Origin of the sequence: Paracholeplasma manati (genome assembly GCF_025742995.1) — a bacterium.
GTDB lineage: Bacteria > Bacillota_I > Bacilli_A > Acholeplasmatales > UBA5453 > Paracholeplasma > Paracholeplasma manati.
The window spans coordinates 122,438-138,691 of sequence record NZ_JAOVQM010000002.1 but is presented as its reverse complement, the minus strand read 5'-3'; the positions used below and the strand labels follow the sequence as shown (position 1 = coordinate 138,691).

The 16,254-nt window shown below is 39.3% G+C and carries 13 protein-coding genes; 2 read left to right on the top strand and 11 right to left on the bottom strand.

Annotation, left to right across the window (positions count from 1 at the left end):
* Positions 1-32: 32 nt before the first annotated feature.
* The 11 genes from N7548_RS02770 to pfkA form a co-directional block, all read right to left on the bottom strand.
* A complete protein-coding gene (locus tag N7548_RS02770) occupies positions 33-1,499 on the bottom strand; it encodes a CotH kinase family protein (RefSeq protein ID WP_263607896.1) in 1,467 nt (488 codons plus the stop codon).
* Between the two features lie 63 nt (positions 1,500-1,562).
* A complete protein-coding gene (locus tag N7548_RS02765) occupies positions 1,563-2,183 on the bottom strand; it encodes a cyclase family protein (RefSeq protein ID WP_263607895.1) in 621 nt (206 codons plus the stop codon).
* Positions 2,184-3,563 carry a glucose-6-phosphate dehydrogenase gene (zwf, locus tag N7548_RS02760; RefSeq protein WP_263607894.1) on the bottom strand — a complete coding sequence of 460 codons (1,380 nt, stop codon included), beginning with the start codon at positions 3,561-3,563 and terminating at the stop codon, positions 2,184-2,186.
* A 140-nt stretch (positions 3,564-3,703) separates the two neighbouring features.
* Positions 3,704-4,930, bottom strand: coding sequence for a pyridoxal phosphate-dependent aminotransferase (locus N7548_RS02755; protein WP_263607893.1), 1,227 nt, complete (start codon positions 4,928-4,930; stop codon positions 3,704-3,706).
* A gap of 43 nt (positions 4,931-4,973) precedes the next feature.
* Entirely contained in the window at positions 4,974-5,696 is a 723-nt protein-coding gene (locus tag N7548_RS02750) for a CpsB/CapC family capsule biosynthesis tyrosine phosphatase (protein ID WP_263607892.1), read from the bottom strand.
* Positions 5,662-6,366, bottom strand: coding sequence for a CpsD/CapB family tyrosine-protein kinase (locus N7548_RS02745; RefSeq protein ID WP_263607891.1), 705 nt, complete (start codon positions 6,364-6,366; stop codon positions 5,662-5,664). Before N7548_RS02745 ends, N7548_RS02750 begins: the two co-directional genes overlap by 35 nt.
* A 2-nt stretch (positions 6,367-6,368) precedes the next feature.
* Positions 6,369-7,073 carry a YveK family protein gene (locus N7548_RS02740; RefSeq protein WP_263607890.1) on the bottom strand — a complete coding sequence of 235 codons (705 nt, stop codon included), beginning with the start codon at positions 7,071-7,073 and terminating at the stop codon, positions 6,369-6,371.
* 99 nt (positions 7,074-7,172) lie between these two features.
* Positions 7,173-8,924: a M3 family oligoendopeptidase gene (locus N7548_RS02735; protein WP_263607889.1), complete on the bottom strand. Its 1,752-nt coding sequence runs from the start codon at positions 8,922-8,924 to the stop codon at positions 7,173-7,175.
* A 1-nt stretch (position 8,925) separates the two neighbouring features.
* The gene (uvrB, locus tag N7548_RS02730) at positions 8,926-10,890 is read right to left on the bottom strand and encodes an excinuclease ABC subunit UvrB (protein ID WP_263607888.1); all 1,965 of its coding nucleotides are present in this window, start codon (positions 10,888-10,890) and stop codon (positions 8,926-8,928) included.
* Between the two features lie 64 nt (positions 10,891-10,954).
* On the bottom strand, positions 10,955-12,646 hold the full coding sequence (locus tag N7548_RS02725; RefSeq protein ID WP_263607887.1) for a Na/Pi cotransporter family protein: 1,692 nt from the start codon (positions 12,644-12,646) through the stop codon (positions 10,955-10,957).
* 142 nt (positions 12,647-12,788) lie between these two features.
* Positions 12,789-13,742 (bottom strand): 6-phosphofructokinase, encoded by a 954-nt coding sequence (gene pfkA, locus N7548_RS02720; RefSeq protein WP_263607886.1) that lies wholly within the window; start codon positions 13,740-13,742, stop codon positions 12,789-12,791.
* 155 nt (positions 13,743-13,897) lie between these two features.
* Here pfkA and N7548_RS02715 point away from each other — a divergent pair, with 155 nt between their 5' ends.
* Entirely contained in the window at positions 13,898-15,142 is a 1,245-nt protein-coding gene (locus tag N7548_RS02715) for a 6-phosphofructokinase (RefSeq protein ID WP_263607885.1), read from the top strand.
* Positions 15,143-15,251: 109 nt separating this feature from the next.
* A complete protein-coding gene (locus tag N7548_RS02710; RefSeq protein WP_263607884.1) occupies positions 15,252-16,244 on the top strand; it encodes a calcium/sodium antiporter in 993 nt (330 codons plus the stop codon).
* Positions 16,245-16,254 lie beyond the last annotated feature (10 nt).

Genomic DNA, 16,254 nt, shown 5'->3' with positions numbered 1-16,254 from the left:
TCTCTATCGAAAAAAATAGGCAATCGCCTATTTTATCGATACCCCTCCGTGGTCAAAGTGGTGGTTAACCACGGTTCACGTTGGATTAAATAATTTTTTAAGTATTGAATCTGTTTTGCATACGTATCCGCTTCGACCATTTGTGGTGGATTTGGCCATACATATATGCCGAGGATTTGCCACTTCTCAAAATTGATTAGCGCATCCGTGAATAATAAAGAGGACACCAAATCCAGTTCTGCAATCAATTGATCAAAATATTGATACGAGACTTCCATGAATCTCACGATGAATCTAGATTCAAATTCAGGTTTATCAATCAAGTAATTAAACCATGGGTTGTAATCGACCCAATAGCCTTCAGGACCCGAATCGTAATAGTCTCCATTCCCACTTGAAATGTCGAAATCCCATACTGGACCCATACGCATGAGTTCATTTTTATCTTTATAGATATACACAGATGAATAGCCAATATCGACTTGTTTAAAGAGTTCAGAAATGATGAAGTAATCGATGAATTGGTTCATATCCATGTAGGATTCATATGTGCCCTGTCCAATCGATTGGATAAAGGTGTTAAGGGTACTCTTGATATATTGAACTTTGCCATCGACTTGAGTCGCTGTGAGTTCATCCATATCCGGGGATTTGATGACATAATTATAGCCATCTACCTTGACCCAATTTAAATCTTCTTCCCCTTCTTGCCAGATACGGTCATTGGATTCCATTTCAATTAAGAATCCACCATCCGCATCCACCGATTCATCGATGTTTAAACGATTCTTATCGACTTCGACTTGTTCGGTTAATAAGTATAATCCGTTGTAGTTACCATTGATGTAGAGTTGTACAAAACGATTTTCCAACGTGTATTCAATATCTAATAAAGTTGCGAAATATTGTGCTAAGTAATTTCTAATCAAAGATTTATCGTTGTATTCAGCCAATAGCACATAATCTTTGGCGGGACGCATACCCAACAAACTTTGTCTTTCTGTGAATTTGATTCGATATGGTTTTTTAGGAAAATCCCAAGTGGAGTTTCCTCTACCTTTGATGCCCATCGTTAGATTCTCTTGGTCGAATGCATCGACATCAGAGTCTAGTCGAACTGAACCTTGAACATAGGTATCTTTTGAGGTGATACTTTGATTGTTTTCGGTTTGAATGTATAAATCGGTTGTGATTGAACTGAGGGCGTAGGTAACTTCTTTTTCGCCAGTGACGACTGTAAATCCTTTGGTCATCTTGACCGATAACACATCGGTGATGCCTTTGAATGAATATTTGATTGGTAAAACGAACCCAATGGGCTCATCATTTAAAAACCATTCTAGATTAAAATCTTCATATACAGTTGGTAAAGCAAAATCGGCAGTGATTTGTGTTGGTACTTCATCTAGGACCAACGCTTTGGTTTCTTCAGGGGGTGTACAACCCGCCAATCCAACCAAAAATGTGATGCCCAAAATCAAAATCCAAAATCGTTTCATATGACATACCTCAATATCATTATAACATAGCGTTTATTGATGACAAAAAGGAAACTAAATGGCTTAGTTTCCTAAAAGAATGGCTCTCACGGGTGAAGCATCTAAACCGCGTAGTTTGAGTGGTAAAGCAATCAAGGTGTAAGTCCCACTACGGATGTTTGCTAGACGAAGTCCTTCCAAAATGATGATATTTTTAGACATCAATGCTTTGTGGGTAGGATGACCTGTTTGGCTTCTTTCAATGCCTAACGCATCGATACCGACGCCTTTGATGCCAATTTCTGCTAAATAGTTCGCTGCAGATTCACCAACGAACACAAAGTTTGGATTGAATCCTTCGTCTTGTGAATTTCTGGTTTTAAAGAGCACAAAATCGTTCTTACGAATGGCTAAATTCACCAAATTTTCTTTCGTAATGGTTTCTAATACATAGGATAAATCAAACACACGTGCTTCACTGATGTAGTGATCTAGTTTGGCTTCACTGCTCGTGTCTCCACCATCGATCATGTGTAAATTGAAGTCCACATGGGTACCACTGTGGACATTCATGTTGACGTCTGTTTCGTAGTGGCTACTGTCTGTAAAGTTCGCTACATTTTTGAAGGTTGGCTTTTTGGAAGGTAAATCCTTATAAACCGGCATATCCGGATGGATTTCCATTGAAATATCGTAGATTTTCATTTAAATCGATTCTCCTGTCATTTCATATATGAGGTCATAAAGTTCTTGATGATTCTTGTATATGCGAAGTGGGATTTGTTTGTTAACGATATCCTGTTTAACCTGATCAATAAATTGCCATGAAAGCTCAATTTCATCCCAACGGGTGAAAAGGGATTTGCTGTGTTTGGTCATGTCTAAGATGAGTTTTTCATAGGCTTCTGGTAAGTTACCTACCGCGTTACATGCGACACAATAATCCAAGTCCACTTCTTCAACGGCATTTCGTAACCCTGGTACTTTAGAGTTCAAGGTCAAACTGATGCCATCTTGAGGGGCTATTTTGATATAAAGCTTATTGGTGAATAATGGTAAATCCCATTTATGTTGTTCGGATGTTTCTTCAAATTCAATGATGATGACCGATTCTTTTTGTTCTAAAGCTTTCCCAGTCAATAAGTAGAAGGGTACCCCTTTAAATCGCGGTGTATCGACGAAGGCTTTAAAGAATACAAATGTTTCTGTCTTAGAGTCTTTCGCAATATTTGGTTCATTTTGATAACCATCATACTGCCCAATCACCAACGATTTACGGTCATATCGCAACTTTCTTAAGACTTCCACTTTTTCATTCTTTAAGTCTTCACTATTATAAGAACGTGGGACCTCCATCGCGACCAAGGATAGCATCTGTAAAAGGTGACTTTGAACCATGTCTTTCAACGCACCGGAGGTATCGTAATAGCCAGCTCTTGATAAAATCGTATCGGTTTCTTTCGCATATATTTTGACGTGCTTGATGGTATTGTTATTCCACACACTTTCAAATATCTTATTCGCGAATCTCACTGTTAGGATATTTTGAATCATTTCTTTGCCTAAGTAATGGTCAATACGATAGATTTGTTTTTCATCAAAATACTGCCATAATAAAGCATTGATGGCTTTGGCTGAGGCTAAATCAGAACCGAATGGTTTTTCAAAAGTGATCGTAGCGTTTAGATCCTCTTTTTCAACCAGTTTGGATTCTCCAATGTTGGTAGCGATGCCTTTAAGCAATTCTGGACCTACGGCTAGATAAAATATCTTTCTTGTATCCGAATTGGATATCGAAGCGATGTATTGTTTTAATGATAAATAATCCTTTTGATTATCGACATCCAGTTTAAAATAAGTCACATGGGGAATCAGTGCCTTCGTGTTAAATGGGACTTTGAGTTCTTTTTCAACAAAACTCAAATAGGATTCGGTTGTGTAATCTCGTCTACCGACTGCGATCACTTTGGTACGATCATCGAGTAATTTTTCTTGCAATAATTTTTCAATCGCGGGCAATAACTTACGGATGGTCAAATCGCCTGTGGATCCAAAGATGGTGATGATGGTATTGGTAGGGTTCATGGGTTATCCTAACCTTTCGATGTATTTCAAGGTCAAAGACCTTAATCAGTTTACTTTGACATTCTAATTATAACACGAGATCATAAGATTGAATTGTATATGCTCAAAGACTCTAGAAAGAAAAAAGAGGTTTTTACCTCTTAGATTTCTTGTTTGATTTTAGCGGCTAAGCCTTTTATTTCATCCACAGAAATGGCTGCTAAAGCGACTCTAATCGCGCCAGATAGCGGCACAACGAAGATGTCTTTCGCTTTTAGACGTTCAAATACCACTTTGGGTTGTAAAACCGGAATGGTCACGAAGAACCCTGATACATACGGGTAATGTACCAACCCCACGGCTTTGGCTTCTTCAATAAACGCTTTCGCTCTTTGTTGTAAAAGGTGTCGCACTTCAGACAATTCCTTAAAAAAGGATTGTTGTAAAAGGGCGTTATCTTCCAATGTATTCATCAAGAAAATCGGTTCAGTGGGTGGGCAGCTCCAAGTCGAGCGCGCTTTATACAACGCCACACGACTGAATTCTTGGATGACCGCTTCATCTTTCGATAAAGCCACAACCCCACCACCACGATAACCATAGATACCAAAAGTTTTGGATGCACTAAAAGCGATGGTAATGAGCATCGATGATGCGATGTTAGTAAATGATAAGAAACGTTTACGGGTGTCTTCATAATGCTCATCCGCATAATCTAAGTAAGCAATGTCATAGATGAGTACGACAGGATATGATTTGCCTAATTGATCTAAGTGGGCAATCAGTTGTTCGAGTTCAACTTTTGACAGCGAATACCCTGTCGGATTTTGACAAGGATCATTGAGTAAAACAACGACTTTATTGGTTTCTTTCGCAATCAATTCGGTGGTTTTTTTAAACCCTTCGATATTAAATGCGTTGTTTTTAAACATCGGATAAGTCACATGACCCGCTTCTGTCGCGTTGATGATTGCTGCGTAATTACTCCAAAAAATATCGGGTAATATTACCATATCGCCTTTGGTAACATAGTTAGCTAAGACGTTAGATAAAGCACCAGATGCCCCTGGGGTCGCGAGTACTTCAAGCTTAAACGCTGCTTCTATCGCTGCTAAACTGTCTTGAAAAACCCATTGTTTCAAGGATTTCTTGAATGGCTTTCCGCCATCTACTGGTGGATAAGCGCGCACTTTGGTTGAATCTTGGCTCTTCAGTATTTGTTCTACCGTTGGGAATGCCAACAACACCCCTTGGTCATTGAGTAACGCCCCAATGGTTGCATCAATCGTTTTTGGATTTTGTTTTTTACGTTCTTTCGCCATCTGACCAATGCTTAAAATGTCATCGGTTAAAACAAAATCTTCTGTGAAAGCATTTGTAAATTTCATTGTTTTCTCCCTAAAAGAATATAAAAAGCCAGCGGTGGCTGGCTTATCGTTGAATTGAATCGATGATTTTCTTCGGGTTTTCGTAGAAAATCAAATCCGCGTAGGCTTTGCCATACTTTTTTAAAACAGATTTATAGGCATTTTTGAGATTGGGCTTACGGTTGGTTAAATTGTGTGCGTCGGTTGCGACCACATCGACCAATTGGTTCTTGAGTAAATACTTAATCAATCGTCTTTTTCCAAATCCTTCAAACCCTTTTATGGCACCTGCATTGACTTGAAGTAACCCACCCGTCAAACGAATTTGATGGTAGTCTTCTTTTTTCAAGTATGGGTATCTTTCAACATGGGCAACGATGGGTTTTAATTTCGATACTTTTAGATTAAAGACGATTTCATCAATATTTTGTTCCATGGTGGTTGAAAATTCAACCAGTACATATGGACTACCATCGATGGCTAGGTGTTTGGTTTGGTCAATCAAATTGTCTTTATAATAGACTTCTCGACCTAGATACAATTCGACAGGGATGCCTTTATCTTTCACCGTTTGTTTGAGGGTTTCAAAAATTTCGGTCTGTTTTAAGCGTTTATTTTCATCATACTTGCGAAAATGTGGGGTTAAAATGATGTGAGTGACGCCATCGTTAACCGATTTTTCAATCATTGCTAACGCCATGGCTTCATCTTTGGCACCATCATCCACACCAGGCAACATATGACAGTGGATATCAATCATTGCTGTAGTATTTGTAAGTGTAGCCATACTTCTTACCTTTGGTTACTTTGTCTTGTGTCATACAAAGTCCAATGATTGGCACATTGTTTCTGGTTAAACTGCTGATGGCTTCTTTGACCATACTCTTCTTACCTTGACCATGAGCGATGATGAAGATGACACCATCCGCGATACGATTGATCAGTAATGCATCGGAAACAACGATGACTGGTGGTGTATCTAACAAAATGTAGTCGTAATCATGTTTAAGGTCTTCAAATAAATCTTTGAGTTTTTGAGATTCCAAAATTTGAACAATAGAGGATGTCTTTTCACCACTGATGATGTAATCAATGTTGTCTTCAGACTTACGAATTAATGTCTTTTTGTCGATTTTGCCTAATAAATAGTCGGTTAATCCATCTTTATTGATGGCGGAATAAATGCGGTTGACTTTAGGTCTTCTTAAGTCTAAGTCCACAACCAATACTTTTTTACCTCTGGTGGCTAAAAGGTATGCAACGTTTGAAATGAGCGTTGTTTTCCCTTCACTTTGCATTGAAGAGGTGAATTGTACGACTTTATATTGACCATCGACATTGGCATATTCAAGGTTGACAATCATTTTTTGTAGCTGTTCAGTAACAAAGGAAGTTGGGGCTTCTTTAGCAACCAAGTAACTATAGTTGCTTTCAATCTTCTTAGAGAATAATTTCATGATTAGAATTCCTCCTTCACTTCGAAGCTTGGGATGACACCTAAGACTTGTAAGTCGAAGTCAGCTTCTAATTCTTCTTTGGTTCGATAGGTATTATTCGTTAATTCCATTACCAATACGATACCAACCCCAAGGATACCACCCAATAAAACACCAATGATCAATAACAATGGTTTATTTGGTGAGGTTTGGACCCCAAGTTTTGCGACGGTTGTTGGGTCAGAAATTTTGTCTTTAAATGAGGAGAATGTCTCATTTTCGTTGGCGATTTTTCTCGCTGATGCGACGATTTGATCGGCAACCAATTTTGCCATTTCTGGGTCGTCAGAAACGTAGCTCACATAGACGAAGAATGTGGTGTTGGATGACGTTACGGTCAAACCAGCACGTAATTGTGCGGTTGACATGGTGGTTTCAAGTCCAAGTGTTTGAATCACGTCATCTAAGACGATGTCTTTCTTCATGAATTCTGCAATCGACGGCACTAAGCGTAACGCTGTGGTATAGTCATAACCGAGTTCAGAAGAGGATTCTACTTGAACGATGATGTCAGATTTTGATTCATACATCGGGGTCGCGATGACAAACGCGTATACCCCTGCAATGGCCGCGACTAGTACAGTCGATAAGCCAATTAATAGCCAGTTTTTGAGTAACAGGTTGAATAATTCGATGATACTAAGGCCTTTCTCTTCTTGATTTTCCATAAAAAATCTCCTTTAAAATGTTAAAAAAATCTTAATAACTTAAAATTGCCAATTTCATTATAACATAACAGCTGTCTATTATGACAATTAAGGGTGTGTCTAAACTGTTTTTTTCATTAAATCGATCACAAGTTCGATGTCTTTGTTCACTTCATTTAACGAAGTAACCCAGAAATCTTTCTTAGTCACATCGATACCCATCGAAGCGGCGACGTCTTCAACGCTCGCTTTACCGGTTAAACCCAATAAACGATCATAGTTTTTCAAGAACGATTGTGGGTCTTGTTGATATAAACTATATAAGCCTTTACCAAACAATAAACCGAAAGCATACGGGAAGTTATAGAAGTTTAATCCTGCGGAATAGTAATGACCTTTATTTAACCACATATATGGGTGCAATAAGTCATGGTCTAACCCATCGGTGTAAGCCGCTTTTTGAGCTTCTAACATCCAAGACTTCATTTGGTCTTTAGAGATTGGTCCTTTCGCATTTTCAAATAATTTGGTTTCGAATAAGTATCTTGAAAGAATATCGATGATGACTTGTGTATCGCCTTGTAAGGAGATTTCTAAGACGGATAATTTTTCTTCGTCTTTTTCTAGTTCATTGAAGAGTTTATTCATGACGATGGTTTCACAGAAAATTGAAGCAGTTTCCGCTAGTGGCATAGGGTAATCCCAGTTGAGTGGTTGTTCATCTTGAATCACATCGCCATGATAACCATGACCAAGCTCATGAGCAAGGGTCGATACGTCAGAAAGTGACCCTGTAAAATTTAACAAGAAACGACTTTGACGAATTTGTGGTTGATTCGAACAAAAAGCCCCACCGCGTTTCCCTTTTCTTGGGAAGGCATCAATCCATTGGTTATCAAACGCTTTTTTCGCAAAATTACCCAACCTTGGAGAGAAGCCATAAAAACTGTCTAATACAATTTTTTGTGCTTCTTCAAAAGTGTAGGTTTTATCCAATTTGCCGATAGGGGCGAATAAATCATAGAATGGTAATCCTTTTTGATGGCCTAGATAAGCCGCTTTCGCTTTAAGGTATTTAGCGAAGTTTGGTCTAAAATCTTTCATCGCTTCAATCATCGCGTCTAAGGTTTCTTTGGTCATATGAGAGATTTCTAAGGTTTTTTCTAACGCACTCGAATAACCTCTCATGGCATTCAATTCGGTGACTTCACGTTTGATGTTGGATAGTGCCATCGCCACCGCATCCGCGATTGGTTCATAGGACTTAAGTTCAGCTTCATAGGCTTTTTTGCGTACGTCTTTGTTGTGGTCATAAGCGAGGTTTCTAACTTCACTCAAGGTGATTTGTTTACCTTCAAAATCCACGTTAAGGTTCGCAGTTAATAACCCTTGGAGTTGACTCCATTGGTTCGAAGCCAATTGACGCATTTTCGCATAAATCACTTCTTCAGATTCAGATAATAAATGTTTCGCACCGGTTTGGGTTAAGTTTAAACCATAGCGGTATGTTTTAACCAATTCACTTTGTTGTTCTAGACTGTCTAAATCCAATCCCGCAATAAAACGGCTCATTTGAACGTTTTCTTTGGTGACACTAGATAACAATTGTTGAAGTCTTGCCATATAACCTAAAGCCACTTGATTGGTAACATCGGTTGAGGTCGTCAGGCTTGCGAAAGCGTATAAGCTGGTAGCGAGACGTTCTAAATCTTCTTGTGATTTAAGATATCCCTCTAATAGTGCTAAATCAGATAAGCCTTTTTCATTTTTTACCAATGCTTTGTAGTCATTTAATAGTTGTTCAAGTTTCTTTAAATCGGCTTCATAGGAATCATCAAAGCCTTTGTATAAATCATTTAAATTCCAATTCATATCAGTATCCTCTTTCTGCTTTCAATTCAAAAAGCTGGTCTCTTAATTCGGTAGCCAATTCAAAGTTGAGTTCTTTGGCGGCTTGTTTCATATCACGTTCAATTCTTGCAATGGCTTTATCCAAGTCTTTCGCAGTAAATCGCTTCTTCATTGGCAATTCATCAATGTCTTCTTTCATGGAGATATCATCTCGGATGTCCTTCTTAATAGAAACAGGTTTCGTCCCATATTTTTCATTGAAGGCTAATTGGATGGAACGACGACGATTGGTTTCTTGAATCGCCTTTTCCATCGATTCACTGATGGTATCGGCGTACATGATAACCTTACCATTCAAGTTACGTGCCGCACGTCCAATGGTTTGGATCAAACTGCGTTCACTTCTTAAGAAACCTTGTTTATCTGCATCAAGTATCGCAACCAAGGATACTTCTGGTAAATCCAAGCCTTCTCTTAACAAGTTGATGCCGATCAAGACATCGTACTTACCCACACGTAAATCCCTTAAGATGACGATACGTTCAAGCGATTTGATTTCACTGTGTAAATAAGCGACTTTCATCCCAAGTTTTTTGAAATACGCGGTTAAATCCTCACTCATCTTGATGGTGAGTGTGGTCACGAGTACGCGTTCATTCAAAGCGACACGTTTAACAATTTCAGCGTATAAATCATCGATTTGTCCAAATGATTTTCTGACTTCAATTTCCGGGTCTATCAAATACGTTGGTCGTATGATTTGTTCAATGATGGGGAGGTTTCTGGATAATTCATAATCCCCTGGGGTCGCAGATAGATAAATCACGTGGTCTAGTTTGTTTTCAAATTCATCAAACTTGAGTGGTCTATTATCCAGTGCCGATGGCAATCTAAATCCATAATCTACCAATGTCATCTTTCTCGATCTATCGCCATTATACATACCTCGAACTTGAGATACAGTGACGTGTGATTCATCGATGATGAGCATGAAATCTTTATTGAAGAAATCGATTAAAGTGGATGGGGTTTCGCCGGCTTCTTTCAGTGCGATGTGCCTTGAATAGTTTTCAACACCTGGACATACGCCCATTTCTTCTAACATTTCTAGATCGTATTTGGTACGCATTTGGATGCGTTCAGCTTCTAATGGTTTGTCGTTATCTTTGAAATAAAGAATCCGTTCTTGAAGTTCATTCTTAATGCGTCGAATCGATTCTTTAAGTTTTTCTTTATTGGTCATAAAGTGGGTTGCTGGCCATATGGTCACGTAATCCAAAGATTCAATGGCGTTACCCGTTAACACATCAAAACGTTTGATTCTGTCAATTTCATCACCAAAGAACTCAATTCTTACCCCGTTTTCACGTTGGTTGGAGGGGATGATTTCAACAATGTCTCCGCGTACTCTAAACGTGCCACGGTGGAAGTCAATGTCATTTCGTTGGTAAGTCAATTCAACCAATTTACCCAAAAGGGCATTGCGTCTGATGCCTTGACCAACCCTCAGGAAGATCATGGAGTTCTTATAATCATCTGGGTCCCCAATCCCATAAATACAGGATACAGAAGCCACCACAATGACATCGTCTCGTTCAAGTAAGGATGCCGTCGCGCTATGGCGCATTTCATCGATTTCATCGTTGATCGACGCGTCTTTTTCGATGTAGGTATCTGAGGTTACGACATACGCTTCCGGTTGATAATAATCGTAATAAGAGATGAAGTATTCTACACGGTTTTCAGGAAAAAAAGCTTTAAGCTCGCTGTAAAGTTGTCCAGCGAGCGTTTTATTATGTGCCAAAACGAGGGTTTTCTTCCCCATTTTTTCGATTAAATTACTGATAGTAAAAGTCTTACCTGTACCTGTCGCACCGCGTAAGACTTGTTGTTTCATCCCGTTATTGAAGTTTTGATACAACTTTTCAATCGCTTCAATTTGGTCACCCATCGGTTTATATGGCGCAACCAGTTTAAACTTTGACATCGTATCCACTCCTTATAGAGTCTATTATACATAATAGAAAAGAAAAAAGCACTATGAATGTGCTTTATTCGAGTGGATTATCTTCAGTATCTAATCGTGGTACACGCATCGGATTGATGATGTTTTCTGCAATATTCTTTAAATGGTCACCAATGCGTTCCAAATTGGATAGAATTTCAACATAATTGGTCTTGGATGTAAAGTTGAGTTCACCTGCTTTGAGTCTTTCAACATACGATAATCTAAATTTTTCTTCGAGTTTATCGGTCAACGTTTCATACTCAATCGCGATTTTGGCTTTTTCAACATCATTAAACACAAAGGATGCGAGGGTAACATCAAACATTTCTTCCAAAATACGATAGTAATGTCTGAGGTCTTCTTCGCCACCTTTGGATAATACTTGGTTTTCGTTGTAGCGATTTTTGAAGAAACCCACCAAATTGGTTAAGTGGTCACCAATGCGTTCAAAGTCACGAATGGTATCTAAGTCTCTAGATAGACGATTAGAGTCCTTTTCGGACAATGAATTGTTACGAACCAGTTTGATCATGTAGTCATGAAGACGCTTGTCATAGTCATCCAATGTGTTTTCGATGGCTTCCGCTTTATCCACAACACCATCCTCATTGGTAAAACTATAACGCTTTGCTAATAAGAAATAGTTTTTCGCTAAGTCACCCATTTTGTTGATGCCTTTTTTGACATAATAAAGCGCTAAAGATGGGGTTTCTTGTAAGAGTGATTCCGAGAAAATGACTTCTAATTCATCATTGTATGGTTTATCTTTAATGATGACATGGGTAAACTTGATCATCAAATCGATGAACCAGAACAGGATGAGTGTGGTCACCACATTCATCATCACATGCGCCACCGCGAGGGTTGCCATGGAGTATGGTTCTAGGAAAGTGCGTTCAACCCACTCAACAATTTCGTGGTATGGCCATAATAAAATCAAGAAAATGGTGGTTCCTATGAGATTAAACATGATGTGGATAGCGGATACGCGTTTCGCTTCTAAAGTACCGTTAATTGAGGCCAATAAACCTGTAATCGTGGTTCCGATATTCGCCCCTAAAATCATCGGTAATGCACCCCATAAGGTAAATGTCTGAACTCCTGCCTCAATGTTTAAATGATAGAGTTTCTGAATAATCCCAATCGCTGCCGACGAACTTTGAACGGCTGCGGTAAACAATGTGCCGAATGTGACGCCAAAGAACCAGAAGAAACTATTCGATGTATCTGAGAATAACAAGAACAAATCATGGACATAATCGGTCATGACAATTTCTTTTAAACCACTACCCATGACATCTAATCCAAAGAAAATGAGTCCAAAACCAAGAATGGTTGTTCCGATACTTTGAACCATTTTGCGCTTGAAGAAGAATACCATGATGACGCCCACAAATACGAATAATAAGGCATAATCAGCAATTGGTAAACCGATTAAAATGGAGGTGATAGTCGTACCGATATTGGCACCAAAAACCACACCTACCGCTTGTCTGAGGGTCATGAGACCAGCCCCAACCAATCCAATCACAAGCACCGTTACACCACTAGAGGATTGTAAAAGCCCTGTAAGTAAAATACCCACCAAAATACCTTTTAAAGGTGTGTTGGTCGTTTTTTCAATAATCGTTCTTATTTTGTTCCCGGCAGAACGTTTTAAGCCGTCACCCATCAGTTCGATGCCATATAAAAATATCGCAACCCCACCGAGAATGAATAGAATGTTTTCTGTCATAGTATCTCCTTGTTTTCTAAACTAAAAATGAAAAAAAGATGCTAAAAAAGCACCTTTTTTGAGTGTCTAGTATCGTTATAGGCTATCATGTGGACCATTGGTAAGCAGGTTTGATGTATAGTCATAAATCACCTCTAGAGGATTAGCGAATTTTCGCAGCAAGTTCGTAAATGTCTTGCATCGATTCATTCGGTGTGGATAATACTTCATCGAATGTATAATGCACCATTTTGGAGTTTTGAATACCGACAGCTACCCCTGAAATGCCTTGCGATAATAAATCTACCGCGTAAGCGCCCATGCGTCCTGCCAAAATTCTATCTTCTGCACATGGCGAACCACCTCTTTGGACATAACCTAAGACAGTAGCGCGGCATGCAAATCCACTTTGTTGTGTAATTTCTTCTGCAAATTCATGAACGTTGCAGACATTTTCAGTGATGACAATAATCGCGTTACGACGTCCTTCACTCTTATGTACTTTTAAACGTTCAATGATTTCATCTTTGTTCATCGGATGTTCTGGTGTGATAATGAATTCAGCACCACAACTTAGACCAGCGGATACAGCCAAATCGCCACAATATCTGCCCATGACTTCAACGATGGAGCATCGTTGATGTGAAGAAGACGTGTCACGAATTTTGTCTATTGCATCGACAATGGTTTCTAATGCGGTATGAAAACCGATGGTATAATCGGTACAAGCCAAATCGTTGTCGATGGTGCCAGGTAGTCCGACTACAGGAAACCCCATTTCCGTTAAAGCTTTCGCCCCACGGTAAGTTCCATCGCCACCAATCGCGACCAAAGCATCGATGCCAGCTTCTTTCATATTATTAATTGCTCTTTGACGAACTTCAAGTTTATTAAACTCTTTTAATCTGGCAGTACCAATGATGGTCCCACCTTTTGCGAGAATTTCTGAAACGCTTTTTCGACTCATTTTTTCAAACGAACCGCTAACCAAACCGGCATAACCATCCATGACAGCATAAACTTCATGTCCACTATTGATGCCTGCACGGACAACCGCACGAATGGCGGGGTTCATCCCAGGGGCGTCTCCACCCGATGTGAGTACTGCTATTTTCATGTATCATCACCTCAAACCGTCATTATTATATCACTAATTTTACCTCAATTTATGTGTTTTTTACAAAAGTAACATCGAAATCGCTTTCTTCAAGTTTTTTTAAATCATATGTGATAGAATAGTATCGAAAAGTTGAACGAAAGGAACCAAAAGATATGAAAAATTTAAAAGGCGCGGCCATTCTTGGTCAATCCGGTGGTCCTACAAGCGTAATTAACGCAAGTGCTGCTGGTGTATTTATCGAAGCATTAAAACAAGAAAACATTACTGCAGTGTACGGCGCTGCACATGGCATCAAAGGAATTCTAGATGAAAACTTCTATGATATCTCCAAAGAAGACTTATACGAACTTGAATTACTTAAAAACACCCCATCCTCAGCGATTGGGTCAGTTCGTTACAAACTCAAACCATTGAAGAAAGACCCAAGTGATTATGAAAGATTACTAGAAGTCTTCAAGAAGTACAACATCCGTTACTTCTTCTATAATGGCGGTAACGACTCCATGGATACCTGCAACAAGATTTCTAAATATTTCAAGAAGTCTGGTTGGGATTGCAACGTCGTTGGTGTACCTAAAACCATCGATAACGACTTATTTGGTACTGACCACTGCCCAGGGTATGGTTCTGCTGCAAAATATGTCGCAACCACATTAATGGAACTTTATCATGACGCAACCGTATACAACACCCCAATGGTGACTGTGGTTGAAGTGATGGGTAGAAATGCCGGTTGGTTAACCGCTGCAGCTCAACTCGCTGTATCTAAAGGCCAAGGTCCAGATTTGATTTATCTACCAGAAGTGGTCTTTGATTATGACCAATTCTTCAAAGATGTTGAAGACGTTGTTAAACGTAAGACCAAAGCGATCATCGTTGTTTCCGAAGGTATCAAAGACAAAGATGGTAAATATGTCCCTGAACACTTCTCAAGCTTGTCTACAGACTCCTTTGGACATGCACAATTGGGTGGTACAGCGTCCATTCTTGCTGAACAAATCAAAGAAAAACTCAACGTTAAAGTACGTTCTATCGAATTCTCATTACTACAAAGAAGTGCTGCTCACTTAGCATCTAAAGTAGACGTGAGAGAAGCTTACATGGCTGGTGTTAAAGCCGTTAGAGCCGCTGTTAAGGGCACAACCGACAAGATGGTTGGATTCGAAAGAGTCTCTTCAAACCCTTACAAGATTAAATACAAATTAGTGCCTCTTGCAAAAGCAGCGAACACAGAAAAGAAAGTCCCTGCTGAATGGATTTTACCAAACGGTAAAGGCTTAACTCAAGATTTCGTGGATTATGCATTACCACTCATCCAAGGCGATGACAAAGCACCGCTTGTCGATGGACTACCAAGATTCGCGAACCTTAAAAAAGTATTTGTTAATAAGAAGTAATCCGTTAAAGGTTATCCAAAAATTTGGGTAACCTTTTTTTGTTTTTGAATGCCTAAAAATATCAATCTGTTGTATAATGGTTAAAGTAAGAAAAAAGGAGTTCACACTTATGACACTATTTTGGGCGTTCATGCTTTTGTTGGCCGGCTTTGTTATTTTGGTCAAAGGCGCAGATTTCTTCGTCGATGGGGCATCTTCCATTGCAAAGTTTTTTAAAATATCTTCACTCATCATCGGTTTAACGGTCGTCGCGTTTGGGACATCGTTGCCTGAAGCGGCTGTGAGTATCACATCTGCATTATCTGGTGCGGATGACGTATCATTTGGAAACATCATCGGATCGAATATTTTCAATTTAGCGCTCATCCTAGGACTAGCATCCTTGGTACTGCCTCAAGTGGTTCACGATGACTTAATTCGTAGAGATTTCCCATTCGCCCTCATCGCGGTGGTTTTATTGGTTCCGATGTACTATTTCTTCGCAGGCACATCCCCTTATTTCATTTTACGATTTGAAGCGGCCATTCTATTATTCATCCTAGCTTCGTTCATGTTCTTTATATTGAAAGACGCGAAAGCGATGAATGAACTCAACACACAAGTGGTTACACATGCGGATGAAGTTGAAAAAGTCGCTAAGTATAGCATTAAAATGGCAATTCCAATCACATTGATTGGGATGGCAGGCATCGTTGGTGGAGGGATTATGGTCACCAATGGCGCGAGAACGATTGCGTTAGAACTCGGCATGTCCGAATGGTTGGTTGGTTTAACCATCGTTTCCGTGGGTACTTCTTTACCTGAATTGGTCACATCCGTGGTTGCGGCAGCGAAGAAAGAATCCGAAATTTCCATGGGGAACATCATCGGTTCAAATATCTTTAATATCGCATTTATTTTAGGTGCGAGTGCATTCATTAACCCGATTGCACTGAACCAAACAGCGATCATTGATATCTACATCCTCATCGGTTTAACCGCTGCAGTCTTCCTATTCTCATTATCCAATCGAAAGATTAGTCGCTTAGAAGGTTTCTTCTTAGTCATGTCTTATATCAGTTATTTGACTTACATTATCCTTAGAGACAGTCCACAAGCATAAAAATAAAGCG

Coding starts and splice junctions, on each gene's coding strand:
- N7548_RS02735 (WP_263607889.1), bottom strand. CDS start 8,924: ATGAATTGGAATTTAAATGATTTATACAAAGGCTTTGATGATTCCTAT.
- N7548_RS02750 (WP_263607892.1), bottom strand. CDS start 5,696: ATGGCTACACTTACAAATACTACAGCAATGATTGATATCCACTGTCAT.
- N7548_RS02755 (WP_263607893.1), bottom strand. CDS start 4,930: ATGAAATTTACAAATGCTTTCACAGAAGATTTTGTTTTAACCGATGAC.
- N7548_RS02710 (WP_263607884.1), top strand. CDS start 15,252: ATGACACTATTTTGGGCGTTCATGCTTTTGTTGGCCGGCTTTGTTATT.
- N7548_RS02745 (WP_263607891.1), bottom strand. CDS start 6,366: ATGAAATTATTCTCTAAGAAGATTGAAAGCAACTATAGTTACTTGGTT.
- N7548_RS02715 (WP_263607885.1), top strand. CDS start 13,898: ATGAAAAATTTAAAAGGCGCGGCCATTCTTGGTCAATCCGGTGGTCCT.
- zwf (WP_263607894.1), bottom strand. CDS start 3,563: ATGAACCCTACCAATACCATCATCACCATCTTTGGATCCACAGGCGAT.
- N7548_RS02725 (WP_263607887.1), bottom strand. CDS start 12,646: ATGACAGAAAACATTCTATTCATTCTCGGTGGGGTTGCGATATTTTTA.
- uvrB (WP_263607888.1), bottom strand. CDS start 10,890: ATGTCAAAGTTTAAACTGGTTGCGCCATATAAACCGATGGGTGACCAA.
- N7548_RS02770 (WP_263607896.1), bottom strand. CDS start 1,499: ATGAAACGATTTTGGATTTTGATTTTGGGCATCACATTTTTGGTTGGA.
- N7548_RS02740 (WP_263607890.1), bottom strand. CDS start 7,073: ATGGAAAATCAAGAAGAGAAAGGCCTTAGTATCATCGAATTATTCAAC.
- pfkA (WP_263607886.1), bottom strand. CDS start 13,742: ATGAAAATAGCAGTACTCACATCGGGTGGAGACGCCCCTGGGATGAAC.
- N7548_RS02765 (WP_263607895.1), bottom strand. CDS start 2,183: ATGAAAATCTACGATATTTCAATGGAAATCCATCCGGATATGCCGGTT.